Origin of the sequence: Kocuria rosea (assembly GCF_023715525.1) — a bacterium.
Classification (GTDB): Bacteria; Actinomycetota; Actinomycetes; order Actinomycetales; family Micrococcaceae; genus Kocuria; species Kocuria rosea_A.
The window spans coordinates 25,082-50,274 of the sequence record NZ_JAMBOG010000023.1; the positions used below are offsets into that span (position 1 = coordinate 25,082).

24 protein-coding genes are annotated in these 25,193 nt (G+C 71.0%); 17 read left to right on the plus strand and 7 right to left on the minus strand.

Annotation, left to right across the window (positions count from 1 at the left end; genetic code table 11):
• Positions 1–1,185 precede the first annotated feature (1,185 nt).
• Positions 1,186–2,232: a LacI family DNA-binding transcriptional regulator gene (locus M3185_RS14160; protein WP_251334325.1), complete on the minus strand. Its 1,047-nt coding sequence runs from the start codon at positions 2,230–2,232 to the stop codon at positions 1,186–1,188.
• 130 nt (positions 2,233–2,362) lie between these two features.
• Here M3185_RS14160 and M3185_RS14165 point away from each other — a divergent pair, with 130 nt between their 5' ends.
• The gene (locus M3185_RS14165) at positions 2,363–3,406 is read left to right on the plus strand and encodes a Gfo/Idh/MocA family oxidoreductase (RefSeq protein WP_251334326.1); all 1,044 of its coding nucleotides are present in this window, start codon (positions 2,363–2,365) and stop codon (positions 3,404–3,406) included.
• Between the two features lie 467 nt (positions 3,407–3,873).
• Positions 3,874–4,248 (plus strand): nuclear transport factor 2 family protein, encoded by a 375-nt coding sequence (locus tag M3185_RS14170; protein WP_251334327.1) that lies wholly within the window; start codon positions 3,874–3,876, stop codon positions 4,246–4,248.
• Between the two features lie 806 nt (positions 4,249–5,054).
• Here the strand turns inward: M3185_RS14170 and M3185_RS14175 are convergent.
• The 3 genes from M3185_RS14175 to M3185_RS14185 form a co-directional block, all read right to left on the minus strand.
• Positions 5,055–5,663, minus strand: coding sequence for a hypothetical protein (locus tag M3185_RS14175; protein WP_251334328.1), 609 nt, complete (start codon positions 5,661–5,663; stop codon positions 5,055–5,057).
• Positions 5,664–7,629: 1,966 nt separating this feature from the next.
• Entirely contained in the window at positions 7,630–7,929 is a 300-nt protein-coding gene (locus tag M3185_RS14180; protein ID WP_251334329.1) for a hypothetical protein, read from the minus strand.
• Positions 7,926–8,243, minus strand: a complete 318-nt coding sequence (locus tag M3185_RS14185) for a hypothetical protein (protein WP_251334330.1) — start codon at positions 8,241–8,243, stop codon at positions 7,926–7,928. The genes M3185_RS14180 and M3185_RS14185 overlap by 4 nt, the downstream gene beginning before the upstream one ends.
• Before the next feature lie 172 nt (positions 8,244–8,415).
• On the opposite strand from M3185_RS14185, the gene M3185_RS14190 reads away from it, so the two are divergent.
• The 14 genes from M3185_RS14190 to M3185_RS17445 all read left to right on the plus strand — a co-directional run bounded on the left by M3185_RS14190 (position 8,416) and on the right by M3185_RS17445 (position 21,479).
• The gene (locus tag M3185_RS14190; RefSeq protein WP_251334331.1) at positions 8,416–8,649 is read left to right on the plus strand and encodes a hypothetical protein; all 234 of its coding nucleotides are present in this window, start codon (positions 8,416–8,418) and stop codon (positions 8,647–8,649) included.
• Positions 8,650–8,779: 130 nt separating this feature from the next.
• The gene (locus tag M3185_RS14195; RefSeq protein WP_251334332.1) at positions 8,780–9,088 is read left to right on the plus strand and encodes an SDR family NAD(P)-dependent oxidoreductase; all 309 of its coding nucleotides are present in this window, start codon (positions 8,780–8,782) and stop codon (positions 9,086–9,088) included.
• 39 nt (positions 9,089–9,127) lie between these two features.
• Positions 9,128–9,841 (plus strand): SLC13 family permease, encoded by a 714-nt coding sequence (locus tag M3185_RS14200; protein WP_285859916.1) that lies wholly within the window; start codon positions 9,128–9,130, stop codon positions 9,839–9,841.
• Positions 9,842–10,288: 447 nt separating this feature from the next.
• Entirely contained in the window at positions 10,289–11,422 is a 1,134-nt protein-coding gene (locus tag M3185_RS14205) for an MFS transporter (protein ID WP_251334334.1), read from the plus strand.
• Between the two features lie 378 nt (positions 11,423–11,800).
• Positions 11,801–12,490, plus strand: coding sequence for an aspartate/glutamate racemase family protein (locus M3185_RS14210; RefSeq protein ID WP_251334335.1), 690 nt, complete (start codon positions 11,801–11,803; stop codon positions 12,488–12,490).
• A 249-nt stretch (positions 12,491–12,739) separates the two neighbouring features.
• Positions 12,740–13,468 (plus strand): SDR family NAD(P)-dependent oxidoreductase, encoded by a 729-nt coding sequence (locus tag M3185_RS14215; RefSeq protein ID WP_251334336.1) that lies wholly within the window; start codon positions 12,740–12,742, stop codon positions 13,466–13,468.
• A gap of 186 nt (positions 13,469–13,654) precedes the next feature.
• Positions 13,655–14,020 (plus strand): VOC family protein, encoded by a 366-nt coding sequence (locus tag M3185_RS14220; RefSeq protein WP_251334337.1) that lies wholly within the window; start codon positions 13,655–13,657, stop codon positions 14,018–14,020.
• A 400-nt stretch (positions 14,021–14,420) separates the two neighbouring features.
• A complete protein-coding gene (locus tag M3185_RS14225; protein WP_251334338.1) occupies positions 14,421–14,732 on the plus strand; it encodes a GNAT family N-acetyltransferase in 312 nt (103 codons plus the stop codon).
• Between the two features lie 443 nt (positions 14,733–15,175).
• Positions 15,176–16,360, plus strand: coding sequence for a PP2C family protein-serine/threonine phosphatase (locus tag M3185_RS14230; protein WP_251334339.1), 1,185 nt, complete (start codon positions 15,176–15,178; stop codon positions 16,358–16,360).
• A 622-nt stretch (positions 16,361–16,982) separates the two neighbouring features.
• A complete protein-coding gene (locus M3185_RS14235; RefSeq protein WP_374238522.1) occupies positions 16,983–17,165 on the plus strand; it encodes a helix-turn-helix domain-containing protein in 183 nt (60 codons plus the stop codon).
• A gap of 112 nt (positions 17,166–17,277) precedes the next feature.
• Positions 17,278–18,201, plus strand: a complete 924-nt coding sequence (locus tag M3185_RS14240; RefSeq protein ID WP_251334340.1) for a putative selenate ABC transporter substrate-binding protein — start codon at positions 17,278–17,280, stop codon at positions 18,199–18,201.
• Complete coding sequence (locus tag M3185_RS14245; protein WP_251334341.1) at positions 18,198–19,010, plus strand: phosphonate ABC transporter ATP-binding protein; 813 nt, start codon at positions 18,198–18,200, stop codon at positions 19,008–19,010. The genes M3185_RS14240 and M3185_RS14245 overlap by 4 nt, the downstream gene beginning before the upstream one ends.
• A gap of 35 nt (positions 19,011–19,045) precedes the next feature.
• Positions 19,046–20,647: a PhnE/PtxC family ABC transporter permease gene (locus M3185_RS14250; protein ID WP_251334342.1), complete on the plus strand. Its 1,602-nt coding sequence runs from the start codon at positions 19,046–19,048 to the stop codon at positions 20,645–20,647.
• A 421-nt stretch (positions 20,648–21,068) separates the two neighbouring features.
• The gene (locus M3185_RS17445) at positions 21,069–21,479 is read left to right on the plus strand and encodes an ATP-binding cassette domain-containing protein (protein ID WP_251334343.1); all 411 of its coding nucleotides are present in this window, start codon (positions 21,069–21,071) and stop codon (positions 21,477–21,479) included.
• Between the two features lie 502 nt (positions 21,480–21,981).
• On the opposite strand, the gene M3185_RS14260 is transcribed toward M3185_RS17445, so the two are convergent.
• The 3 genes from M3185_RS14260 to msuE are packed head-to-tail and all read right to left on the minus strand — an operon-like array spanning position 21,982 to position 24,024.
• Positions 21,982–23,106, minus strand: coding sequence for an LLM class flavin-dependent oxidoreductase (locus tag M3185_RS14260; RefSeq protein WP_251334344.1), 1,125 nt, complete (start codon positions 23,104–23,106; stop codon positions 21,982–21,984).
• Between the two features lie 58 nt (positions 23,107–23,164).
• Complete coding sequence (locus M3185_RS14265) at positions 23,165–23,386, minus strand: hypothetical protein (RefSeq protein ID WP_251334345.1); 222 nt, start codon at positions 23,384–23,386, stop codon at positions 23,165–23,167.
• Between the two features lie 8 nt (positions 23,387–23,394).
• Positions 23,395–24,024 carry an FMN reductase gene (gene msuE / locus M3185_RS14270; RefSeq protein ID WP_251334346.1) on the minus strand — a complete coding sequence of 210 codons (630 nt, stop codon included), beginning with the start codon at positions 24,022–24,024 and terminating at the stop codon, positions 23,395–23,397.
• 483 nt (positions 24,025–24,507) lie between these two features.
• On the opposite strand from msuE, the gene M3185_RS14275 reads away from it, so the two are divergent.
• Positions 24,508–25,167 (plus strand): ABC transporter substrate-binding protein, encoded by a 660-nt coding sequence (locus tag M3185_RS14275; protein WP_251334347.1) that lies wholly within the window; start codon positions 24,508–24,510, stop codon positions 25,165–25,167.
• Positions 25,168–25,193 lie beyond the last annotated feature (26 nt).

Genomic DNA, 25,193 nt, shown 5'->3' on the forward strand with positions numbered 1-25,193 from the left:
GCCCCGCGCCCCGCAAAGCGGTGTGCTCCCCCTCGTCACTGCCAACTTAGGCCATCCTAACCAAGGTGGTTCCACCGGTGCGCGGGACGACGTGGTACTACACGGGCCCCGTGCCGTAGCCGGCCCTGTGACAGCACCCCGGGCATGCTGGGTATGGCGCGCTGCTGTCGCGCCGGCCCCCACGGGTGCGTCCAGGCCTGGTCTCATCACCCTGTCGGTTGCTGCCTGCTCCCTGCGTCATCGTCGACGGGGACGTCATCCTGAGGAGGGAGCAGGCACGGGTGGTGCGCTGCCGGCTGTGGGCGCCGTTGGCTCCACGGATTCCCGTCCCACCCCCGGGCTCAGGAGCGAGGTGGGTGGCCCTGGCTCGAGGGCCGGAACGCCTCGAAGGCGCGCTGCTCGGCATGGCCGGCCGGGTTCATCGGCACAGGGAACGATGCGGTGCCAGGGTCACGCAGAAGGACTCGGGGGTGCCCACCCGATCCGGGTCGAGCTCGTTGCCGCACTGCACGGCCCCACCCCTGGGGTGGGGAGGTCATCGCGTAGGCGTAGTGGCGAAGGGGGTGGTGCCTGGATCGCGGTGATCTCCACGGCCTCGAGTTCCTCCCAGTCCTCCACCATCACCACCGCGGGGGGGCTGCGCTCATGTGGCGCAGTGGCCGGCGGTGGAACCGAGGACGGGCCGGGCGTGCCGGACGCAGCGTTGCGGGCCGGCCGGCGGGGAGGAGGCGGCCCCGTGCATCTGGCACAGCCCGGCGGTGTCACCGGTGTGGTAGGCCGGCGGCGTGAGAGAAGCCCCCGCCGGCAGGCGCCCCCTCGGTCGCCTCGGCGCTGCCGAGGAGGTCGCCCACCTCGTGAGCTTCCTCCTCTCGTCAGGGCCTCGTTCATGACCGGCGGCTACTCCCTCGTCGAGGGCGGCTACACCGCCGTGTGACCTCGCGGCCGGGCAGGATCGGGTCCTGCCCGGCACCAGCGGTGTGCGGGGCGATCGCCGAACGGTTGCTCCACGAACGGCCGCCACGGCGGGGAATCGTGGCAGCGGATACCCGTTGCGCGCTCAGCGCTCCATTGCGGGCATCGAGAGCAGGATCACGGTCCCGCACCGGTGCGGCTGAAACCATTCCCGAGACCCTGCCGAGCATTGCGCACGGTGTGACCCGCGCCGTGAATCATGGTGGCGGTTCGTCAAGGTGTGCAGTCGGGGCGGGTCTGCCTTCCAGGAGGCGCCGTGCTGCATCCGATGGCCAGCGTAGGAGGCAGCAGTTCGTCCGCGGGGCGGGGGGCGCCGGGAGTTAGCTGAGCCAGCAGCACTTCGGCGGCCCTGCGTCCTGCGGCGTGGCTGGCGTTGTCCACCGAGGTCAGACTGATTCGGCGCATCCGGGCCAGGGGAGTGTTGTCGTAGCCTGCCACCGAGAGGTCTCCGGGCACGGACAGCCCCTGCTCCTCGGCGGCGGACATGACCCCCAGGGCGGCCATGTCGTTGACGGCGAAAACAGCCGTGGGCCGATCCGTGCCGGCCAGCAGCTCCATTCCGGCCTGGTAGCCGGCTTCCTCCGTCAGATCCCCATCGATCCAGCGCATCCGGTCCGCCAGGCCGGCGGCGCGCATGGCCTGTTCGTAGCCTCGGCGGCGAGCCGCCCCGACCGCCGTCGACGCCGCGCTCACGTGGGTGATCGCACGGTGGCCGAGGCCCACCAGGTGGTCCACGACGGAGACGGCGCCGGCGACGTCGTCGTTGGTCACCACGGTGGCGGAAGGACCGGGCCCAGCAGGGGCGCCCAGCACGACGGTGGGCACCTGCTCGAGCGCTGCGACGAGGACCGGGCTGTCCGGCATGGTGCCCACGAGGACGAGTCCTTCGACGTTCATCTCCAGCAGCTTGGACAGCAAGGACCCGCCGCTGCGCCCGTCCAGGCGGAAGTCCCCCATCAGCATCTGCATGCCTCCCGCGATCAGTCCGGCGTTGAGCCCTTCAACGGCCGGGACGAACCACGGATTTCGCATGTCGTGCAGGATCACACCCACGGTGCGGCTGCGCGATTCGACCAGGGCCCGGGCTGCCGCATTGGGCCGGTAGCCCAGCTCCTGGGCGGCCCATTCGACGGCAGCACGCTTCTCGGCGCTGACGTAGCCGGTGTTGCGCAGCACCAGGGACACCACCGACTTTGACACCCCGGCACGGGTGGCGACATCGACGATGGTCACGCCGCGGCGGCGCCGAGGAGCAGTCACGGGATCCTTCCGGGCAGATGCGGGCGGTTGACGTGGCGGAGACCACATGCGTAGCCTACCGGCGATGTAGGAACGTTCCAATATCTCAATTTCCGGGGCGCCCCGGCTCTGGTGCTGCGAAGGAGCAATCATGAAGGACATCACTGTGGGACTGGTCGGGGTGGGGCGCATCGGCGTCATGCACGCGGCCAACCTGGTCGGGCTCGGCGAGGTCCTGCATCCCCGGGGGATCGACGTGCGCCTGAGACTCACGGACGTGGCGACCGAGCACGCGCAGCGGGTGGCGCAGCAGCTGGAGGCCGAGTACCTGCCCTCGGTGGAGGAGCTGCTCGCCTCGGGGATCGACGGGCTCGTGGTCGCCACCGGCACCGCAACCCATCCCGCCCTGATCCGGGCCGGGGTGGACGCCGGGATCCCCGTGTTCTGCGAGAAGCCCGTGGCCCTGGACGTGGCCGACTCGCTGCCGGTGCTGGAGCATGTCCGGGAGCAGGGCGGGGTCGTGCAGATCGGGCACCAGCGCCGTTTCGACGCGGGCTACCTGCGGGCCAAGGAAGCCTTCGAGGCCCGGGAGCTCGGCTGGATCCACTCCCTGCGGGCGGTCACCTGCGACATGACCCCGCCGCCGGTGGAGTTCCTGGCCTCCTCCGGCGGGCTGTTCCGCGACTGCTCCGTCCACGACTTCGACATCCTGCGCTGGCTCACCGGGCGCGAGATCGTGGAGGTCTACGCCAAGGGCTCCAACAACGGCGACCCCGCCATCGGGGCGGTCGGCGACGTCGACACGGCCCTGGCCGTGGTCACCTTCGACGACGGCACCGTGGGCACCGTCTCGGCGAGCCGCTACAACGGCGCCGGCCACGACGTGCGCCTGGAGCTGCAGGGCTCGGCCGCGTCTTTGACCGTCGGGCTGGACGAGCGGGCCGCCGTGCGCTCGGCCGAGCCCGGGGTGGACTTCCCCTCCGGGACCCCGCACCGGACCTTCGCCGAACGCTTCGCCCAGGCCTACCGGGACGAGATGGTGGCCTTCGTCGAGCTGATCCTGGGGCTTCGCCCCAATCCCTGCACCCCCGAGGACGCCGTGGCGGCCGCCCGCGTGGCGGACGCCGCCCAGCAGTCCCTGGCCACCGGCGCGCCCGTGCGGGTGGCATCCACCCCAGCCGGCTCTGCCCTCTGACGCCCGGACAACACCGAGGTGGAGCATCCACAGATGGCCACCATCATCGGCTACCTGCCCGCCGCCCCATTTTCGGGGAGCGGGGTGCAAGGCCGGCAACCAGGGTTGCCGGCTGAGCCCCGAGCGGGTCTTGAGCAGGAAGGAAGACCAAAATCTCCTCGGCGCGGCGGGTACGACAGCAAGGACTCCCTCGGGTGGACGGCAACGACATGTGGTGGCGATGTCCCGGGCGCCCGGGGAGAGGGTGGGCGCCGAGGTGCCGGCACGGCGGCGGTTGATGGATGCCCGCGGTACCGCAGGGCGTGCCGTGCCGGATCCCCGCAGCGCACCGGAGAAACAACGGTCGGGCGGGCGCCCCGTCGGTACCCGTTCCCATGGACCAGCGGGCTTCCGCCGTCGATAATGAGACGCCAGCACACTGACGGATCGACCCGCGCAGGGCCGCTCCCGCGGAAGGGGAACGCACCATGCAGGAGTTGACCGAGCGGTTCATCGACGCGCTGCACAGGTTGCACACCGACGACGACGTCGAGCCCATGGTGGCGCTGTATGCCGAGGACGCGCAGCTGTCCAAACTGGGCCAGCAGCATCACCAGCGTGGCCCGGAGGGAGCGCGAAGGTTCTGGCGGACCTATCGGGACGTCTTCGACGAGATCCAGGCCACCTTCGTCCACACCGTCCGCAACCAGGACAGCGCGGCCCTGGAGTGGACCTCCACGGGCACACTGCGTGATGGCGGGCCCATCTCCTACGCGGGCGTGAGCGTGCTGGTGGGACAGGAGTCAATCGCAGCCTTCCGCACCTACTACGACTCCGCGCCCTTCCTCAACGACCAGGCATGACACCCCAGGGGTGGGCGGGTCGTCGCGGACGCACGGGTCATGCGGTGCAACAGTGGTTCCCGGCGGGAGCCGGAGCCGGTGAGCCGGGCCCGTGCCCTGTTCTGGGTGGGAGGCTCCCACCCCGATCGGCGGACCCCGCCCGTCCTGCGGTCAGTAACGCGGGCGACGCAGATGGGTTAGCTCTGCCTGCGGGCCTCGCCGTGTCGGGCTTGAGGTGGCCGCAGTTGGCGCCGGCCCAGGCATGGAAGAGTGGGAGTCGGCGGAGATCCGTGCAACCACGGCCAGTATGAGTTCCTGTCCGGGGTTGGGAAGAGGCAGGCGCCTTCCTTGGCGCCGGTAGGCGCCTCCAAGAAACCACCATGGACACAAGGCCAATGGCCGACGACAAAAGGACACCACCAGGTTCCCAGCCGGTGACAAGAACACCGAGGTCACATGTTTCCGTCGATGAGCGCAGCCAGCTCCGTACTGGCTTGGCGATAGGCGTGGAACCACCCCGTGGCGGCAGTGGAGTCATCGGGTGGCATCGGCATTCCTGCGTGCGGTCGGTGCTGGGGATGATCGACACGAGCTCGAGCGGTCTCTGCCCTGTCCTGGCCGTGCCAAGAAAGCGCCTCATGTGCTGATGGGACCCCACTACGGTTGACCGGCCTCACGTTTCGATAGGGGGTCCGGTCAGCGACAGGTCACCGCCCATCATGGGGCGGGTCCCGGTCGGTGCGGCGGGCCTCGTCTCCGGGCACCTGGCCCGGAGACGAGGCCCGCACAGCGCGACGGAGCTCAGCACGCCGCGATCTGTGCTGATCCTAGTGCTGCTGGGCGAACCAGGCGGCCACGGGCTTGGCGAAGGCGGTGATCAGCCAGAGGATGTCGACGATGAGCACGGCCACGCCGATGGCGATCAGCGCGATGGCCCAGCCGCCGAAGATCAGCGAACCCACGAACCCGAACACGGTGCCGATGATGCTCAGGATGGCCAGGACGATGCCGAGGACCCTCGCCCAGTTCTTGCCCTTCTTCAGGCCGGTGTAGACCAGCCCGTACGCGCCGAGGGCGATCATCAGGATGATGAGGCTGAACACCGTGGAGCCACCGGACTGGTCGGCCATGGCCTGGGCCTGGTCGGCCGGCACCCCGAGGCGTTCGTAGGCGCCGGTGAGGTCGGTGGTGGCCGTGGCGATCATCGAGACGATGCCGTTGAGCACGTACAACGCGGCGGAGACCAGGGTCAGGGTCAGCAGCCGCCGGTGCTGCGGCGGGGCCGGGACGGGCCCGCGGTGCTGCCCGTAGAGTCCGGTCCCGTACTGGTCGCCCTGCCCGTAGGCCGGGGTGTAGCGGGGCGGGCCCGCCGGGGCCGGGCTCACCGGGTGGGCGTGCGGGGTGTCCCCGGGGTTGGGGGTCGAGGAGGTGGTCATGGCGGTGTCTCCTTTGCCGTGGCGGGTCGCTGTGGCGGGGCATCGAAAGCCAGGGACACGGCCGCTGTCAGCTTGCCCGGTCCGCGTCCTTCCGGAGATCGAGGTTCCTGCCCCTCACCCCCAGTATGTGCGATAGCGAAACCTGTGTGGGGTCGTGCCGGTGTCCGCACTCCGGGGGCGCCGTCATTGACGGGCGCGGATACCGCTCCTCACGAAAAACCGGCCTCAGTGCTTGGCCGATCGGTGGGCTCGGTGTCATGGAGCCAGGCGTTGTCTGCGAGTGGGGGGACAGGTGTCCCATGCCGGAGACGATCTTCGAAGGACCCCGCTGATGCCGGCTCCTGTCGTGGTCCGGATGTTCAACGAGCACGGCTGCCCGTGGCCCTTCTTCGGCCCGGACAGCGTGATGAGCCAAGCGGAGTTCCCCCTTCCTCCTGAGCTCACCCAGCAGGTGCTGGCCTGGACTGCTGACGTCGATGACCATTACGACCCAGAGCCGGGGTGGGCCTCGACCGCCGCCCGTGACCGAGGGATGTCGAGGTCAGTTCTTCTTGCTGCATCGGTGGGCGCCCGTGCCGATCATCTGAGCGGGCATGGGACTTCTGGTCCGGTGGGCGCGCAATGCCCGTTTCGGAGGACGCAGTGCGGGGTGGGCCCACCGCGCAGCGATGTTTCTTCTGGGAGTTCCTTGCCGGTGTCCGAACCGGTGCGCTGCCGTGACAGCGGACGGCCGGGGTCGCTCCGCCGCCGATATACGGTACGCCCTCGAGGGCCTCGGGACTGCTCGCCACCGACTCGGCAGGGGACAAGCACACAGCGGATGTCCTGACGATCAACTGATCATCGCCTGCCCATCTCCTCGTGACGCCGAAGGGGTGGAGCCGTCATGGCGGCTCCACCCCTTCGTCGTGGGCGGGCATCAAGGCCCGACGATGCGTGCCCGCGCCACCGTGATCAGTCCCGCTCCGGACCGGCGCGGTCCGTCCGATGGCGTGGGGTTTCGTTTCAGCGGCGCCGGGTGGGGCGCTGAACCGTGCCGCGGGCCTGCTTCTGCCGCTGATGCCGCAGGACGCGCCCGATGATCATGGGGGCGAGGGTGAGAAGGAGCTTCTTCATGGTGGACCTCACTGGTCGTGGTGGGGATGGGGCGGTGTCACCGGGCCGCCGAGGAGGCGACTCGGTCACCAGGGGTGGGCCTGGCAGAGGGCCGCCGGACCGGGAGCGTCACAGGGGCCGATGCTCCCCAGCTGCTCCTGGTGCGGAGCCCGGCAACGCTACCTCACCGTGCCTTGGTGCGTTGCCTCGGGCAGGGGCGGCCCCCGGCCGATGGGATGACCAACGAGGCGGGGGCCGGCTCACCTCCATCCGGCCGGCTACTTGACCGGATGACAGCAAGCTCACTTAGTGTCTCACGGCTGTTCGGTGGACACCGCACCCGGACCACAGCGGCGCGATCCTCGACGGGCGCCTGCGGGGAACTCCACCGGCAGTTCTTTGCCGGCGTCCTGGTCGGTGGTGCCGTCATCGCCGGGCCGCTCTGCCTGACGGGTGCCGCAAGGCTCCTCGCCTGCCGTTTTCACCGTGCTGTCCTCCGGTGACGATGCTCCCCGCACCGGATTCGTGGTCGATGCCGGGCCGGCTCCACCGGTCCGGGAATCGGCGGAGCTGGCGGTGGCGGCTGTCGCGGGCGCACGGGGTGCACCGGGGAGCAGCGGCGCCGGTCCCCGAGCCCGGGAGCGGTCCCGGAACAGGGCGTGGCAGACGGTGTCGGGGCGGCCTGTGATACGGTCCAGCGCACCGGTGGCCACCTGCTCCCGCCACGGAACCATGGTGGCCACCCGGTCCCTCGCCGGTGGGTCTGCGCCGAGCACGGCGCTGGTGACAGACCTCTGCGTGCTCCTGTCCCTCGAGGAAGCGACCCGGGAGCGGATCCGGGGCCGACCCCAGCGCGGCTCTGGGCAGGGCGTCACGGGTGCGCGGGGGCGAGGAGGTCGCTGTGGCGGGTGTGGAGTTCGGCCACCAGGTCCTGGTGGCGGTCCAGGGTCACCGGATGCGCCCCCTCGGGGGAGTCCAGGTATTCGCGCTCGAGCTGGAGACAGGCCCGGGAGTGGAGCACCTGCAGCTGTTCCAGGGTCGGCTCGGCGAGCTCGGTGGGGAAGTCCTGGGCCGGGTCCAGGTGCGTGCTGGCCCCCTCCGTTGCACCGGGCACGTGCTGATGCTCCTGCATGCCGGTGTCAGCGGGGCTCACCGGGGTGGGCCGGTTCATGCCGCCACCGTCCCGGCGCAGACCAGCACCGGCGCCGGCGAGGACGCAGGCCACAACACCTGCACCGGGGCGCCCCGGCCGGTGAGCTCTGCGTGGTGGAGTGCTTCCTGGAGCAGTCGGGCACCGGCGGCCTCGACCCGGAGGGCTCCGGTGAGGTCCACGGTGACACGGATGCCCGGGATGAGAGTGCGCGCCCGCCGGATCAGCGGGTACAAGCCTTGCTGGGAGACGGCGGTGAGCGCGCCGGTGACCTTGATGATCACTCGTGGGGTGTCGAGGTCGACCTGGACGAGCACGGAAAGTTTCGGGGGCACAGCAGCGACTTTCTTGACTCCGCGGACAGGAGGGAACAAGGGCCGCTACTTGACCAGGGCACCAGCGTAGAGCACCACCGGGCACCCGGGGCAGTGCAGACGCTGATGGCGTGCGTCACAGCCGTCCGGACCGGCGACAGGACAGATCAGCAGTTCGATCGGCATCCCGTTCGTGCAGGTGCTCGCGCAGGCGATGGTGCTCTTCCTCGACGCCGCCGCCCGCAGCCGGCTCAACACCGCCTGCGTGGTCGGCAACGTCATCGGTGGCGCCATGGGCTCGACCCTGACTACCCTGCTGTGGTCGCTGGGCGGGTGGGCGGCGGTCACCACCGGGGGCATCGTGCTCAGCGTGACCGGGCTCATCGTGTGGGCCACGGGCCGCCGCGGCCCCCTGCGCGCGCCCTGACCCGGGCGCCGGGTGCCCCGCTGCCACTCCACTGTTCCAGGAGCCGCTGACACCCGGCGCCCCGTCCATCCCTTCCGTTGAACGCGGCACGAACCGCCCACGGCGCGTGCCCGTCGCAAGGAGAACCACCATGCCCACCTCCACCCCCATCGACCGGCAGCGCGTGCTCGTCCTGGGCGCCGGACCCGGCCTCGGTACCTCTGTCGCCCGGCGCTTCGGCCGTGAGGGCTTCTCGGTCACGCTCGTCGCCCGCAGCGAGGAGCACCTCGCCGACCTCGCCGACGGGCTGCGCGGCACGGGCATCAGCGTCGACGCCGTCGCGGCCCACGCCGCCGACCCGCACGGGTTCCGGACAGCCCTCGAGGGACTGGCCGGGTTCCTCGCCCCCGAGCGTTCGCGGTCTACAACGCCGCGGTCATTGCCAGCGACAACGTGCTGAGCAGCGACATCGACTACCTGCAGTCGACCTGCTACGTCGATGCTCTCGGAGCCATCAGCGCCGCCCAGGTGCTCGCCCCGGAAGAACACCCTGACCGCCTTCGGGATCACCGTGACCCTGTGGCTGCTGCCGGCCGTGGCCAGCCTGATCGGCGGCACCGACTCGGCCGCCTACATCTTCCTCGACGACCGCCTCGACGAGGGCATCGTCGCCGTGCTCGGCGCCTCCCTGCTGTTCGTCCTGCCCACCAACTGGGCCAAGCGCGAGGCCACCCTCACCTGGTCGGACGCGGCGAAGATCGACTGGGGCACCATCATCCTCTTCGGCACCGGCATCATCTTCGGCTCCCTGCTGGCCGCCACCGGCCTGGCCGAGACCATCGGCACCGGCGCGGCGGAGAACCTGGCCATCACCAACGTCGTGGCGATCACCGTGTTCTCCGCGGTGCTGGCCATCCTCATCTCGGAGACCACCTCCAACACCGCCTCGGCGGCGGTGATCGTGCCCATCGTCATCCCGCTGTGCCAGGCCATCGGGGTGGACCCCTTCGTCCCGGCCCTCGCGGCCACGTTCGCGGCGTCCTTCGGGTTCATGCTCCCGGTCTCCACCCCGCAGAACGCCATCGTCTACGGCACCGGGGCCGTGCCCATCACCCGCATGATCCGCACCGGCATCGTCTTCGACATCCTCGGCGCGATCCTCATCGTCTCCATCGTCCCGGTGATGATCGCCCTCGTCGGCATCGGCGGATAACCCTTCCCACCCAACCCCCACGCCCGGACCCGGTAACCATCGGACGGGTCGAGGACCACGAACCCTTGGGGCCCCACCACCACGGTGGGGCCCCAGGGGCGTTCCCGAGGCAGCCCTCCACCCATTCCGCGTGGGGACCCTCGCGAGAGGGTTACCCTCAATCCGGCCCTCAGTACCGTGGACCCCGCTCGGTCCCTTTCTCGGCCTGCGTGCTGTCGCAGTGGTCCCGGAGGCGCCGGCACAGAACGCGACGCCGTCCAACGGCGCGGGCGCCCCCGAGAGGAAAGGCCTGGACAATGCAGGAGGACCGGTCATGACACCTTCACCATCACTCAGTGGTGCCCTCTGCCTTTCGGTACCGGTGCCGGGCATCACCTCGACAGCCTCCCTGGCCTGGCGGGACTCGTGAGGCGTCCGGGGCTGGAGGCAGCCGCAGTGGTCGCGGCCGTGCTGGTGACCGTCCTGACCAGCATGCCGGTGTTCCTCCTGGGAGCACTGGCCACCGAGATCACCGCCACCGTCCACGTCCCCGCCTCCGGGATCGGCGTGGCGGTGGGAATCTACTGGGTGGCCGCTGCCCTGACCTCGGCCGGTACCGGTGCGATCGGGCGGGGGCTCAGCGAGAAGCGCATGGGGATCACCGCCGTGCTGCTGGCGGTGCTGAGCCTGTCCGGCAGCGCGTTCTGGATCCCCGCGTGGCCGTGGCTGATCGTGTGGGCGGCCCTGGGCGGCGCCGGCAACGGCCTGGGGCACCCGTCCTCCAACCACCTGCTGGTCACGCACATCCGATCGTCGTCGCGTGGTCTGGCGTTCGGGGTGAAACAAGCCGCCGTGCCCCTGGCAGGCCTCATCGCCGGCGTATCCATCCCGCTGGTCGCCCTCACTCTCGGGTGGTCGGTCGCGTTCCTGCTGATGGCCGTCCTGGGGGTGCTGGTGCTGGTCGCGACGGCTCTGATCCGTGCCGCACCCTCCGCCGAGGGCGGGACCCGTCCGGCGGGACAGCTGGATCCGCGCCTGCGTCCCGCGTTGCTGCTGATGGCCATGATGACGATGTTCGCCGCCGGCTCGGCCAACTCCGCCGTCGCGTTCTGCGTGACCGGCGCGGTGGAGCGCGGGATCGACGCCGGTGCGGCAGGGGTGCTGCTGGCCGTCGGCAGCGCCGCCGGCGCGATGACCCGCATCATGGTGGGACGGGTCGTCGATCGGGGCGTCGTCTCGGCTCTGCCGCTGATCCGTCTCGCCGTCGCGGCGTGCGCCGTTGGCCTGTCCCTCATGGCGATCCCGTCGACCTGGAGCTACGTGGTGGGTTTTCTGCTCGCTGCAGGCCTCGGGTGGGGGTGGCCCGGGCTGGTGCACTTCTTCGTCTCCCACCTGGCGCCGGATGCCGCAGCGCCGGCCACGGGTCTCGTCCAGACCGGCTCCTACATCGGCAGCGCCGTCGGCCCCGTGCTCACCGGCGTGGTCCTCGCCCTGGGCAGCTCGAGCCTGGCCTGGGCCATGCTGACCACCATGGCCGTGGTCGCGGTCGCCCTCTCATTTCTCGTCGGACACCGGCTGCGAAAGGCCGGCCTGACGCCATGACCGCCCAGATGGACCCACCCCCCCCTCCACCAGCAGCACCCGCCCTGGTCCCTCAAGCTCCTGCGGCATCGCCAGGAGCGTGGAACCAAGTGGTGCCCGCCTATCCCTCGGCGCTGCGGTCGGGGTTCCTGGGCGGGCATTTTCACGGGGCGGGTCTGACGTGCATGCCAGAGCTTTCCGGGGGCCTGCGCCACCGGTGAGCATTTCAGCGCCCGGCTGCGGTCTGACTTGCGGGCGCGACGGCGCGGCCTGGAAGCTAGTGTGCACCCAGGGTGGATGGCGCGTGGCAGCAAAGCCACCCACACCTGGGCCTGCTGGTTGCACGGCGTGCCGCAGGCGCTGGTCCAGCTGAGGGTCGGTCGGCCGGGAGGGGAATAGATGCGCATCATCGGAATGCTCGGCGGTATGAGCTGGGAGTCGACGGCCGAGTACTACCGGCTGACGAACGAGCTGGTACGTGATCAGCTTGGCGGGGTGCACTCGGCCCGTATCCTGCTCGATTCCATGGACTTCGCCGACATGGAGCAGCTGCAGTCGGCGGGGCGGTGGCAGGAAGCCGGCGAGCTGCTCGCCGCCAAGGCCTCCGCGCTGGAATCAGCGGGTGCGCAGATGCTCGTCCTGTGCACGAACACCATGCACGTCGTCGTCGATGCGATCGAGCAGGCCGTGACGATTCCAGTGCTCCATATCCTCGATGCCACGTCGGCGAGAGTCCGGCAGGAAGGCCTCAGTCGCGTCGGAGTGCTGGGCACCGCGTTCACCATGGAGCAGGACTTCTACCGTGACCGCCTCGCCGCCGGCGGGATCCAGGCCATCGTGCCGGAACCGCAGGACCGGGCGACCGTGCACCGGATCATCTACGAGGAGCTCGTCCGCGGTGTGGTGACGGAGGCATCGCGGGCGCGATACCGGGCGATCATCGATCGCCTGGTGGCCGGCGGGGCGGAGGGCATCGTGCTGGGGTGCACGGAGATCGAGTTGCTGGTGAGCGCGGAGGACAGCTCGGTACCGGTGTTTCCCACCACGCGCCTCCACGTGGAAGCGGCCGTGGAGATGGCTCTCACCTGAACGGGAGACTTCCCCCGGTCTGCACTGTGGGTGCCTCGGCGCAGCCGCAGCGGCAGTCACCGCGGCTGCGCCGAGGCACGTGTCCCGTGCTGCAGTATGGGTTCCTCTTGGTGCGCCAGCCGGGTCCGTGAGGTCCGCGCCGTGGTGGCTCCTGTCCAGGGTGTCTTACTTCTCGACGCGGGGGCATTGTGGCGTGGGCCTCGACTAGCGTGGGCGGTCACGGCCATCACCGGGGCGAGGAGGATCGCGATGTCGACCAAGCTGACCGTCGTCACCGGTGGCGGCCGCGGGATCGGGGCGGCGATCAGCCGTCGTCTGGCCGCGCAGGGCCACGACGTGGTCATCGCCTACCGGCGGGACCGGGACGCCGCCGAGGCTGTCGCCGAGGACGTGCGCCGCAGCGGCCGCCGCGCCCTGACCGCACCGGTGGAGATGACCAATCCGGGCTCGGTCGCCGAGCTCTTCGACCGGGTCCAGGCGTTCGGACCCCTGACGGGATTGGTGAACAACGCCGGGGCCGCCGCGGCGGTGGGCCCGTTGGAGACCAACGACCTCGAGACGATCCGCCGGGACCTGGAGGTGAACCTCTTCGGGGTCATCGCCTGCACGCAGCAGGCGATCGGTGCGCTCCGGCGCGCCGGCGGTGGCGCGGTCGTCAACATCTCCTCCGTTGCCGCGTCGTTGGGTGGGCCTGGCATGTACGTGCACTACGCGGCGGCCAAGGCCGGAGTGGAGGCCTTCACCGTGGGCCTGGCCAAGGAGCTGGCCGTCGAGAACATCCGGGTCAACGCGGTGGCCCCGGGCACGGTGTGGACGGATTTTCACCGGGATCCGGAGCGGCCGGCCAAGATCGCCGCGACGATCCCGATGGGCCGGGCCGGGCGGCCCGAGGAGATCGCCGGGGCGGTGGCCTGGTTGCTCTCCGACGATGCCTCGTACGCCACCGGAACGACCTTGCGGATCAGCGGAGGACTCTGACGCGCCCGTGATCCGCGCACAAGCACGGCCCGGCTCTGCGCGTAGGCGCCGGGGACGTCCTGTTTTGGTCGCCGGCACACACGGTCAGCGCAACCAGCAGACCTGCACGGAGCGGGTGAGCGGCGGACTGTGCTGCGGTGGGGGTGCGGCTGTCGGGTGCTGCCGGGCTGGGGCTACCATCTGGCCATGACGCCACCGCCCCGGCACCACTCGCTGAACTACGTTGAGCTGACCGTCACCGACCTCGCCGCGGCGAAGGCCTTCTACGCGCAGGCCTTCGGCTGGCGCTTCGTCGACTACGGTCCCGACTACGCCGGCATCGCCTCCCCGGAGGGTGACGGGGAGGACGTGGGAGGGCTGCTGGTCGCTGCTCAGCCACGCCCCCAGGGCGGTCCGTTCGTGCTGCTCTACTCGGAGGACCTCGAGGAGACGGAGTGGGCCATCGTGCGGGCGGGGGGTCGCATCGTGCAGGCACCGTATGGGTTTCCGGGGGGCCGGAGGCTGCACTTCGCTGACCCCAGCGGCAATGAGCTCGGGGTCTGGGGGCAGTAGGAGCCGGCGGGGCAGACCGTCGGTCTGCATCCGTTCTGCGGACTCTGCCGGTGCCGCCGGATGTCTTGAGGATCGCCCGCGCCGGCTGCACCGCACCCGGGGCCTCCGTGCTGTGCTCCCGCCTCGACGTGGCGCCAGGAAGGCCGGTCGGCTTCCGGGTGCAGGCACCTCCGGTCGATCCGTTCAGTGCTCCCTGTCCTCGGTATCCGGGCACGGCTGGCTACGATGACCCCCATGCTCCATGGCGCCTCCTTCCGGTCGCTCAGGGCCTTGCTGACAAGGGCCACGCTCGGGAACCTCACCTGGCGCCGGGAGCGGTTCTCGGTGATCGACGTGCACACACGGGCGGAGCTCTCCCACTACACGCACCTGGACCTCCCACCGCGGGGACTTCGGATGGATGGCGCAGACCGGGACGGAGGCCGTGGGTGTCGTCCGGGCCCAGTACCTGCCCCCGGACGACCCCGGGTACGGATTCCTCGCCGAGGACGCCCCGGAAGCGAGCCTCTGGGTGCGAGGCGACTGGCGTGGCCGTGGCCGGGGAACAGCGCTGCTGCGCCGGATGCAGGACGAGGCGGAAGCACGGCGGGTGCCGCGGATCAGCCTCTCGGTGGAGGCCGGCAACGACGCCAAGCGGCTCTACCTGGCCGAGGGTTTCCTGGACGTCCCCGGGCGCGAAAGCGACGGCGTCATGGTGTGGACCCCACAGTAGGCGCCGTGCTGGTCATCGTGGTGTTCCCGTCGGCGCTGTCCTACCTGCTCTAGAACAGGTTCCTGACCGTCCTGCCGGCCGGCGGCGCCGGGGTCCTCCTCAACCTCATCACCGTCTTCACCACCACACCGACGATCCTCACCGGCCACGCCTGCACCCTGTCGCGACTGATCGGCGGCGCCGTGGTCATCGGCGGGGTGATCATCACTGACGTCCCCCTTCCACCGCCGCACCACCTCACAGGAACAGGCCGCCGTACAGCTGGAGCTGGAGATTGCACGCGGACGGGTCACTGACTCGGTGGCCGAGCGCGGGGCCACCGGCAAGGACCTCGGCGGGCTGCGCCGAACCCTCACCGACGCCCAGATCCGCAACTTGTTGCGGCGCGTCGGCGGATCGGCCCGGTCCGGACAATCAAGGGCGGGACGATTACTATAGGAAACATGCTTTTCGATGTAGTGGATGCGGCTGAGACGGCCCGCCTGCAGGCCCTGCACGCTCTGGACGTGCTGGACACCCCGCGGGAGGAGCGCTTCGACCGGATCGTGCGCCTGGCTCAAGAGGTCTTCGGGGTGGACGCCGCCGCGGTGAACCTCATCGCCGCCGACCGGCAGTTCACCAAGGCCGAGGTGGGCCTGGACGGGGCGGGCAACTGCGCCCGTGAGGACTCGTTCTGCACCCACACGATCCGGCAACCCCAGGCCCTGGTGGTGGAGGACGCCCTGCGTGATGAGCGCTTCTGGGACAACCCGTTCGTCACCGGTGACCCACACATCCGCTTCTACGCCGGGTACCCCCTGCACGCCGCGGGCGGGCACAGGGTGGGCACGCTGTGCCTGATCGATCCCGCTCCCCGGGCCTGGGATGCCGGGCAGGAGCGGATCCTGGCGCAGATGGCCGGGTGGGCGGAGGCCGAACTGGTCCGGGCCGCCGAGCTGGACCGGGCCGCGCAGGTCCAGCAGGTGCTCATGCCGACCACCACCCCGGATCTGCCCGGGTGGGAGGCCGCCGGGCGGTGCGTGCCCACCCAGGCCATCGGTGGGGACTTCTACACCTGGCACGGCCTCCCGGACGGAAAGTTGCAGGTGCACGTGGCCGACGTGATGGGCAAGGGCATCCCGGCGGCGTTGATCGCCGCCTCGATGCGGGCGACGCTGGTGGGGGCGGCCCAGTTCAACGACCAGCAGCAGACGATCCAGCGCACCGCGGCCGCGACCCAGCAGCTGCTGGAGGACACCGGGGCGTTCGTCACCGCCTTCTCCGCCCGCCTGGACCCGGCCACCGGGGTCCTGGAGTACGTCGATGCCGGGCACGGGCTGGCGTTCGTGCTGGGCGAGGACGGCTACCGCGGGCTCGAGCACTCCGGCCCGCCCCTGGGCATCTTCTCCGACACCACCTGGCAGACCCACCGCACCACCCTGGCCCCCGGCGAGACCCTGGTGGTGGTCTCCGACGGGTTCCTGGACTTCTTCCCCACCCTGGAGGAGACCCTGGAACGGGCCCGGCAAGCCCGGCTGCACCGGTTGCCGGTCGCGGAGCTGGTCGAACGGGCCACCGCCTTCGCCCGGGCCACCGGCCACCCCGACGACGTCACCGTCGTGGCCGTCCGCCGCTGCCACCCGACCTGAGCCCCACCCACCACGGGCGCCTCCGCCGACGCCGTCGTGGGGAGAGGGACACCGCCGTGGAAGACCCGCCCCCGTCACAGCCGGTGGACCGGGACCCCTGCGGTGCCCGGGAGATCGTCACGCCTGGACGGCCGCCTCCGCCCGACTGCGCGGGGACGACGCCCCAGTTCCTCACCACGCCCAGGCCTTCGGGGACGCCCATCAGGCGCCGCAGGGATCGTGGACCGCCGAGGAGCCCTGGGCCGAGCTGGTCACCGACCACGGCCCCTGGTGCGGCATGGACCGGTCCGCCCTGATCGAGAACACCTACGATCCTGGTGCGCTCCTCCACCCCCACGGTGTGGAACACCGGGCCGGCGGCACCGGACAGCTCCACCATCCCGGACCCCGACCCAGGTGCGGGCCGAGGCCGGCTGGTCCCGCCGCGGCCCGGTCGCCACCCACGCACCGGCTGGATGGACCGGCGGCCGGGACCGCGCGTCGCCCAGCAAGCGGGGCGGTGGAGGACGTCTTCCACCATGCGGCGGCGGGCCCGCCATGCCGGTGACACGGGCGCTCCGCAGTGCCTGGTGGGTGGCTGCGGCTGCACCGAGGCCATCATCGGGCGAGCAGGGGCGGATGGATGACGGGACGGTCGCCCGGGCGCAGGCACGGCGGATCCGTCTTCACCGAGTCCTCGATCCGCAACGCGCTGCGGCTGATCGACGCCGGAGAGCCGGCCACCCAGGTGGCACGTAACCTCGCCATGTCGAGGGCGACGCTCTACCGGCGCATCCGGGAACGGCCGTCAGCGACGACCATTTGAGGTCGGCGGCCCTGGCGGAGTTCGTGATGCGTGTGGTGCCGGACGGTCCGTTGCGCCCGCCGGTCCGTTGCGCCCGCCGGGAGGCGCGGGCGAGGGCCGTTAGGATGCGGTCATGTCGATGGTGAGTCGTTGTCGTACCTTGGCGGCTGGGGTACTTGGTGTGGTCGTTGTCCTATCCGCGGCCGGTTGCATCTCTTCCGTCGGTGTGGAAGAGGAAGACGGCCCGTTGCGGATCAGCGCGATCCCGGATGTGGATCCTTCCGATCTGGCTGAGCGGGAGGAGGCGATGGCGGCGTATCTGGCTGAGGAGCTCGATGTCGCGGTGGAGTACGTCCCGGTCAGCGACTATGCGGCGTCGGTGAGTCTGTTGGGCACCGGTGATCTGGACCTGGTGTTCTACGGGGGCTTGACCGGGGTGCAGGCCCGGTTGCGCACCGAGGGGGCGAGGGTGCTGGCGCAGCGAGACATCGACGAACGCTTCCGCAGCGTCTTCATCGCCCATCGTGATGCCGGGCTGGAGCCGGTCGACGACGTTGCCGGTTTGTCGGAGCTGGCCGGCTCCCGGTTCACCTTCGGCAGCGAGTCCTCCACCTCGGGCCGGCTGATGCCGGCGTACTTCCTCGAGCAGGCCGGGATCGACCCGGAGGCCGACTTCGCCGGGGCCCCGGGCTTCTCGGGCTCGCACGATCTGACGATCGACCTGGTGGAGGCCGGCAGTTATGAGGCCGGGGCGCTGAACCTGCAGGTCTGGCAGGCCCGTACCGAGGCCGGAACGGTGGACACCGACACGGTGCGGGAAATCATGAGGACTCCCGCCTACGCCGACTACCACTGGGTCGGTGCCCCTGGGCTGGACGAGCGCTTCGGAGGCGGGTTCACCGATGATCTGCGGCAGGCGTTGCTGGATGTGGACGGATCGGATGCCGAGGAGACGGCGCTGCTGGAGCAGTACGGGGCGGAGGCGATCGTCCCTGCCGAGCCGGGGGACTACGAGCGGATCGAGGAGATCGCCCGCACCCTTGACCTGATCCGATGAGCTGTGAACCGGTGGTGCCCCGTTCCGGGAAGGTCGGCCAGGATGATGCGGGGATCGCGCTGCGCGTGCAGGGTGTGAGCGTGGCCTACGGGAACCGCTTGGCCCTGGACGGTGTGGACCTGTCCGTGCGCCAGGGTGAGCGAGTGGCCCTGGTGGGACCCAGCGGGGCGGGCAAGTCCACGCTGCTCGGGCTGGGCAGCGGCACCGTGGTCCCCACACAGGGACGTCTGGAGGTTCTCGGCGTCGATCCGTGGGCGGTCTCACCGGGCGCTCTGCGGAGGCTGCGGGCCAGGATCGGCTCGGTGCATCAGCAGTTGCATCTGGTCGGGCCGTTGCCGGTGGTGCACAACGTCAACGCCGGGCGGCTGGGGACATGGGGCCGGCTGCGGGCCCTGCGTTCTCTGGTCCGTCCGCTCCAGGTGGACGAGGCGCGAATGGCGCTGGATCGGGTGGGCATCGGCCCGTACCTGCACGTGCGCACCGATCGGCTCTCTGGAGGTGAGCAGCAGCGAGTCGCCCTGGCCCGCCTGCTGGTGCAGGACCCCGAGCTGGTGCTGGCCGATGAACCGGTCGCCAGCCTGGACCCGGCCCGGGCCGAGGAAGTGATGAGCCTGCTCTGCGGGTTGCTCGAGCAGCCCGCCGGCCACCGGCGCACCCTGGTGGTGAGCCTGCACGACTTCGATCTGGCCGTGCGCCACTGCGATCGGGTGGTGGCCCTGCGCCAGGGCCGGGTGGTCCTCGACGTCCCTGTCGAGGAGGTGGACGAGGGCACCCGTGCGCGGATCTACGACCTGGCCCCCGACACGTGAGACCCAGCGGCGTAGGCGCCTCCACCCGGTGGGAGGTGGCCGCTGGCCCCGGGGGCCGGGCCGGCATGTGGCGGCCGCCCGATGGCGGACGGGCGTGGGCCACGGTGTGGGCGCTCGCGGTGGCGTGGTCGGTGGGCGGCTGGCTGATCGCGGAAGGCTTGGTCATCAATGCCTCGGGCTGGTCACGGTTCGCCGAGTTCTTCCGAGCCGCGCTGACTCCCCAGCTGTCGGGGGAGTTCCTGGCGAGGACCGGTGCCGCGGCCCTGAGCACACTGTCGTACGCGGTGCTGGGCACCCTCCTGGCGGTCGTCGTGGGCCTCGTCGTGGGGGTGCTGGTCTCGGAGACCTGGTGGGCCACCGGAACGGGGGCCCGGACCCGTCGGAGGGCGCGCCGGGCCGGATGGCTGCTCACCCGGCTCGGACTGGCGCTGCCGCGGGGCGTCCACGAGGCCGTCTGGGCGCTGCTGCTGCTCAGTGTGCTGGGACGGGACCCGCTGGTGGGGGTGCTGGCGATCGCGATCCCGTTCGGGGCCATCACGGCCAAGGTCTACGCGGAGATCATCGACGAGTCAGCCCGTGGACCTTACGAGGCGTTGCGCGCGGCCGGGGCTGGGCGCGCAGTGGCGCTGTTGTATGCGGTGCTGCCGATCGCGTGGCCGGAGCTGGTGTCCTACGCCTTCTACAGGTTCGAGTGCGCGGTGCGGTCCGCGGTCGTCCTCGGCATGGTCGGCGCCGGGGGCCTGGGCTTCGAGCTGGTCCTCAGTTTCTCCGGATCCCGGCACGCCGAGGTGTGGACGTTGATCTACACGATCGTCGTGATCGGGGCTGTGGTCGAGCGGTGGGGCGCCGGACTTCGACGCGCCGACGGGGTCCGGCGCTCCGGAATCTCCGCGGTGGCGGCCCTCGGGCTGCTGCTCGCCGCCCTGGTGCACCTGGGCCCGGACCTGTCCCGGGTGGTCTCCTCGCGGACCGCTGAGCTGCTCGTTGGCCTCATGGCGGAGATGGTCCCCCCGGGCCTGCCCGAGGGCGGATGGGTCCGACTGCTGGAGGAAGCGCTGGTCACGCTGCAGATGTCCCTGGTGGCCGGCACGATCGCCGCGGTGGCCGCGGTGGCCGTGGCCTTCGTGGCCGCTCGCGGCGGGACCACCCCGGCGCACCGATCCGCCGGGATGCTGGCGCGCTGGCTGCTGCTGCTCACCCGGTCACTGCCACCGCCGGTCTGGGCGCTGCTGTTCCTGTTCCTACTCCTGCCCGGCCCCCTGCCGGGAGCACTGGCGCTGGGCGTGTACAACTTCGGCATCCTGGGCCGGCTCTGCGCCGAGGTCGTGGAGAACATCGACCGCCGGCCCCACGACCATCTCGTGGCCACCGGGGCGCCAGCGGTGAGCGCGTTCGGCTACGCCATCGTCCCCCAGGCCGGTGGACGCTTCCTCGCCTACGGCCTGTACCGCTGGGAGGTCGCCATACGTGAGACCGTCGTCGTCGGGATCGTCGGAGCCGGAGGACTCGGACGGTTGCTCGAGGACCAACGCGTCGCCTTCGACCTCGACGCCATGGCCGGCACCGTCCTGGCCCTCATCGCACTCTGCGCCCTCGTCGACATGATCAGCACCGCCGTCCGCCGCACCCTGCGCTGACGACCACGAGCCCGCGGTGCCACCACAGCAGGGCAGGCGGCACGACCTGCCCCCGTTGGCTAGAGCCAACGACCACGAACCGCCCGCCCCACGGGCAGCACCTGGGCGAGGCCGTCGTCGTGCTGGCCTGCTCGCTGTCCTCCGTGCTCCTGCCGGCAGCCACCGCAGACCCCGGGGTCGGCGGTACGATCTCCCCGCCGGTCGCCGCCGCGCTCGCGCTGCCGCCCCTGGGTCTGACCGGCCCCCCTGCTCGGCCGCATCGCTGCGCAATCTCCATGCCGTCACCCCCACTACCCCTCGGCGAGGCGCCACGGCTCGCCACTGGGCCGGCACCGACCCGGATCCGGGAGCTGGCACCGACCGACCTGGCCGTCACCTGACCCGGGCCGCGGCCCCGGTATCCCGCCACCTCAGCGCCACCGTGCGCCGCGGTCAGTGGCTCATCATCGAAGGCCGCTCCGGGGCTGGCAGATCCACCCTGCGGGCCGCCCTCCTCGGCCACCTGCTCGCCATGGAGGGCTCGTGGCAGGCCAACGGCTCCGGGAGCACCGCCTTCAACGCCGGGCAGCTGCGGCGGCGCATCGCCTGGTGCCCCAGGAGGCGCACCTGTTCGACTCCACCATCCGCGGCAACCGTCTGCTCGCCTGAAGACAGGACGACCCGTCCACCGAGGAGAAGAGCACGAGGTTCCCGCCCGCGTGGGCTGGCGCTGCTCACCCGCGCCGACGTCATGCTCCTCGGCGAACCGACGCCCACCTCGACGCCCCCGCCGCCGACTCGCTCAGGGCGGACCTGCGGGCCGCCCTGTCCGACCGCGTCGTCGTCCTCGTGACCCGCCCCGCCGAACCATGCAGCGAAGCGGACAGCCTCCTGCGTCTGCCCGCCGCGCATCACCAGCCGACACCACAGCACACCGAAAGAGCGCACACGGGGAGCGTCGAACGGTCGTTGACGCCGGTTCTCCGCCCCGGTGATGCCGGTGACCACACATGCCTCCAATCCGGTTGGTCCGCAGTAAGCGGGAACCAGCGAAACGCAGCGTCTGTGGCGCTCGCTGTGACGAACTCGAGCCAGCAGGTGGGGCACTCGGGGGAGAGGGCGCGCTCGCGCTGCCTCCACGGGTCCCGGGTGTGGGCAACAGCGCGGGAACGGGGCAGCGGATGGTCTCGGTGGTCGGGGTGGCGAAGACGTCGTCCTGCGCGCAGCGACAGGAGAACGGGTGGACGGCGGTGCCAGCGGCGGCGTTCACCCGTTCTCGTTGCCCGGCGTTGCCGGATTGTTCCCGATGCTCCGAAGGCACCCCGCTGCGGACAGGCCTGCACGGGCGGTCTCACTCAGACCAGGTGGCGGGCGGCCGTGCCGGGCCGGGTCCAGAGCCCCTCGGCCTCGAGCAGCGGCAGGACGCCCTCGCCGAACCAGTAGGCCTCCTCCAGGCACGGATAGCCGGAGAGCACGAACTCCTCGAAGCCGACGGCGGCGTACTGCTTGATGAGCTCGGCGACCTCCTGGTGCGAGCCCACCATGGCGGTGCCGGCCCCGCCGCGGACCAGTCCGACCCCGGCCCACAGGTTGGGGTGGATTTCCAGGCCGGTGCGGTCCCCGGCGTTGAGCTCCAGCATCCGGCGCTGGCCCTCCGACTCCGACTCGCGCAGCTTGGCCTGCTGCTGGGCGACTAGCTCCTCGGGGATGGCCTCCAGCAGCCGCGCCGCCTCGGTCCAGGCGGCCTCGGAGGTGTCCCGGGTGATGGTGTGCAAGCGGATCCCGAAGCGCACCGTGCGTCCCTGGGCGGCGGCGAGGTGCCGGATCGTCTCGATCTTCTCCGCCGCCTGGGCCGGGGGCTCCCCCCAGGTGAGGTACACGTCCGCGTGTCGGGCCGCCACCGTGGCGGCCGCCGGGGAGGAGCCGCCAAAGTAGATGCCCGGGAGCGGATCGGGCAGCTGCTGCAGCTGGGCGTTCTCGACCCGCAAGTGCTGCCCGTCCAGGTTCACCCGCTCCCCGGCCCACAGCCGGGCCACGATGTCAAGGAACTCGTCGGCGCGGCCGTAGCGGGCGTCCTTGTCGTGGAAGTCCCCGTAGGCCCGTTGCTCGGGGGACTCACCGCCGACGACGACGTTGAGCAGCAGCCGCCCGGCGGAGTGCTTCTGGAAGGTCGCGGCCATCTGGGCCGACAGGGTCGGGGAGATCAGCCCCGGGCGGAAGGCCACCAGGAACCGCAGCCGCTCGGTGGCCGGGATCAGGGCCGCGGTGGTCAGCCAGGCGTCGCGGCACCAGGTGCCGGTGGGGGTCAGCACGGCGTCGAAGCCGTTGTGCTCGGCCGCCCGGGCCACCTGGGTCAGGTAGTCCAGGGAGGGCTCGCGCAGGGATCCGGTGCTGCGGACGGCCGCACCGTGGCCGCCGGAGACGATGTTGCGGGAGTCCCCGGCGGTGGGTAGGAACCAGTGGAACGTCAGCTCGGTCATCATGCATGTCCTTTACGTGGGAAGGGGCGAGGGAGGAGGCGTGGCGGAAGGGGCGCGCTCAGGCGCTGTCGGGCAGGATCACGACGCGCCCGGCGAAGTCCATCTGGCCGAGCACGGACAGTCGGGGGCTCACGGCATGTCCTTTCAGCAGCTGGCGGGTCCCGCCCCCGGCAGCTACGGCCAGGTTGGACGGGAAGAAGGAGGGTGCAGGGCGGCCTCGCCCGCGGGCGCGCGGACCGCTCAGCGGGCAGGCGGGGCCGGTGGGAGCCGGCCAGGGCATTCGTGCCCTCACCGCCCCGCCGCCACGGCGGTGGCGGCCGCGCAGAGCTCCCGGTCGAGGGCCGGTTCGTGGCGGCTGGTGCCGTCGATGAACGGCAGTCCGCGCCGGACAGCAGTGGCGATCCGTTGGGCCAGCAGCGGGGAGGAGATGCGGTAGTCGGTGAAGTCGTGGTCGTGGGCGTAGACGCCCACCGGCAGGGTGAGGGCCTGGAAGAAGGCGAACAGCGGGCGCAGCTGGTGCTCGATGACCAGGCCGTGCCGTTCGGAGCCGCCGGTGGCCGCCAGCAGCACGGGGGTGTCCACCAGGGCGTACTGGTCGACGAGGTCGAACAGGTGCTTGAACAGGCCCGTGAAGGAGGCCCGGTAGACGGGGGTGGCGACCACGAGCAGGTCCGCGGCCTCGATGCGCTGCAGGTGCTCCTCGACCGGCTCGGGCACCTGGGACCGGTAGAGGGCGCCGCCCAGCAGGGGACCGACCTCCTCCAGCCGGACGGCGTGGGGCTCGATCGGCAGGACCCCGGCGAGCTCCTCGAGGATCGCCTCGGCGAGCACCGCGGTCTTGGCGGGCCGGTGGGTGCTGCCCACTACGGCGACCACCGACAGCGGGGAGGTGGGGCCTGCGGCGGGGTGGAGAGTCATCGTGACAAGGCCTTTCCGGTAGGGAGGAGCTGACGAGCCGCCCGAGATGAACCCTGCCCGGCCTGCTGCCGGGGATGTGGACGGCCGTCCGCGCCCTGCGCGACCGGCCGGACCTAGGACCATCGCGGCCCGCAGGGCACCTGTCGGCAGCGCCGGCGGGGAGTTCTCGGGTGGAGCGGAACACTGCTCACGCTAGGGTCCTCAGCGAGGTCGCTGAAGGCCCACGACATCCGAGGACACACGCCATGCGCTCGGATGTGCATTTGTCAAATTGTTACGAAGCCCTTGGGGATGCTGTTTGCGGGCCCCTACGGTCAAGGCATGTTCGTCGACTCGATGCGTTGTTGTAGCTCGTCGCGAATGTCCTGACGGCCCCGTCGCAGGGCATCGTCACCGCAGCTTTCCTCCCCTTTTCTCCTGGTCTCGCCCCACCCCCGTCCTGTGAGGGGGCGATTTGGCGTACCCAAAACTTTGAGGATCACCATGGCTTTGTTCCGCCCCGCATCGTCGGCTCCGTTGCTGCTGACCCCGGCCTCCCGCCACGCCTTCCTGCGCTCGAGCTTGGCGGTGGGAGCGGCGGGGATGCTCTCCGGCTGCGGTGGAGCCACCGCCGCCCGGATCCCCACGACCGCCGGCGGGGCGACGGTGGTGCGCTACCAGGGCTGGCCCAACACGGTGCTCAACGTGGAACTGGCCGAGAACCTGGGCTACCTCGACGGGGTGGACCTGCAGTGGGTGGGCAGCACCAGCAGCGGCCCGCAGGACATCCAATCGGTGGCCACCGGCGCCGCCGACATCGGCTACGCCTTCACCGGAGCGGTCATCAAGCTCGTCGAAGCCGGTGCTGCGGTTACCGCGGTGTCGAACTACTACGGTCCCGACACCCAGACCTTCCACGGCCTCTACGTGGTCAAGGTCAGTGGCATCCGCGACCCCCGGGACCGGATCGGCCGTTCCGTGGCGATGAACACCCTCGGCGCCCACGCCGAGGCCTTCGTCTCCACCTGGCTGCGGCAGGCCGGGTTGAGCGAGGAGGAGATCGCCGATACCCGGATCCGCAACACCGTGGGCCTGATCGCGGCGGGGGCCGGCTTGCGTCGGCGGATCCGGGAGGTAGTGACACCAGGACGCCGCACCGGGTGAGAGCGGCGGCCGAGCCCGTCGCCGAG

Excerpts from the sequence above, each read along its gene's own strand:
- M3185_RS14165 (WP_251334326.1), top strand. The coding sequence starts at position 2,363 with ATGAAGGACATCACTGTGGGACTGGTCGGGGTGGGGCGCATCGGCGTC.
- M3185_RS14170 (WP_251334327.1), top strand. The coding sequence starts at position 3,874 with ATGCAGGAGTTGACCGAGCGGTTCATCGACGCGCTGCACAGGTTGCAC.
- M3185_RS14175 (WP_251334328.1), bottom strand. The coding sequence starts at position 5,663 with ATGACCACCTCCTCGACCCCCAACCCCGGGGACACCCCGCACGCCCAC.
- M3185_RS14180 (WP_251334329.1), bottom strand. The coding sequence starts at position 7,929 with ATGAACCGGCCCACCCCGGTGAGCCCCGCTGACACCGGCATGCAGGAG.
- M3185_RS14195 (WP_251334332.1), top strand. The coding sequence starts at position 8,780 with ATGCCCACCTCCACCCCCATCGACCGGCAGCGCGTGCTCGTCCTGGGC.
- M3185_RS14200 (WP_285859916.1), top strand. The coding sequence starts at position 9,128 with ATGCTCTCGGAGCCATCAGCGCCGCCCAGGTGCTCGCCCCGGAAGAAC.
- M3185_RS14210 (WP_251334335.1), top strand. The coding sequence starts at position 11,801 with ATGCGCATCATCGGAATGCTCGGCGGTATGAGCTGGGAGTCGACGGCC.
- M3185_RS14215 (WP_251334336.1), top strand. The coding sequence starts at position 12,740 with ATGTCGACCAAGCTGACCGTCGTCACCGGTGGCGGCCGCGGGATCGGG.
- M3185_RS14220 (WP_251334337.1), top strand. The coding sequence starts at position 13,655 with ATGACGCCACCGCCCCGGCACCACTCGCTGAACTACGTTGAGCTGACC.
- M3185_RS14225 (WP_251334338.1), top strand. The coding sequence starts at position 14,421 with ATGGCGCAGACCGGGACGGAGGCCGTGGGTGTCGTCCGGGCCCAGTAC.
- M3185_RS14230 (WP_251334339.1), top strand. The coding sequence starts at position 15,176 with ATGCTTTTCGATGTAGTGGATGCGGCTGAGACGGCCCGCCTGCAGGCC.
- M3185_RS14235 (WP_374238522.1), top strand. The coding sequence starts at position 16,983 with ATGACGGGACGGTCGCCCGGGCGCAGGCACGGCGGATCCGTCTTCACC.
- M3185_RS14240 (WP_251334340.1), top strand. The coding sequence starts at position 17,278 with ATGTCGATGGTGAGTCGTTGTCGTACCTTGGCGGCTGGGGTACTTGGT.
- M3185_RS14245 (WP_251334341.1), top strand. The coding sequence starts at position 18,198 with ATGAGCTGTGAACCGGTGGTGCCCCGTTCCGGGAAGGTCGGCCAGGAT.
- M3185_RS14260 (WP_251334344.1), bottom strand. The coding sequence starts at position 23,106 with ATGACCGAGCTGACGTTCCACTGGTTCCTACCCACCGCCGGGGACTCC.
- M3185_RS14265 (WP_251334345.1), bottom strand. The coding sequence starts at position 23,386 with ATGCCCTGGCCGGCTCCCACCGGCCCCGCCTGCCCGCTGAGCGGTCCG.
- msuE (WP_251334346.1), bottom strand. The coding sequence starts at position 24,024 with ATGACTCTCCACCCCGCCGCAGGCCCCACCTCCCCGCTGTCGGTGGTC.
- M3185_RS14275 (WP_251334347.1), top strand. The coding sequence starts at position 24,508 with ATGGCTTTGTTCCGCCCCGCATCGTCGGCTCCGTTGCTGCTGACCCCG.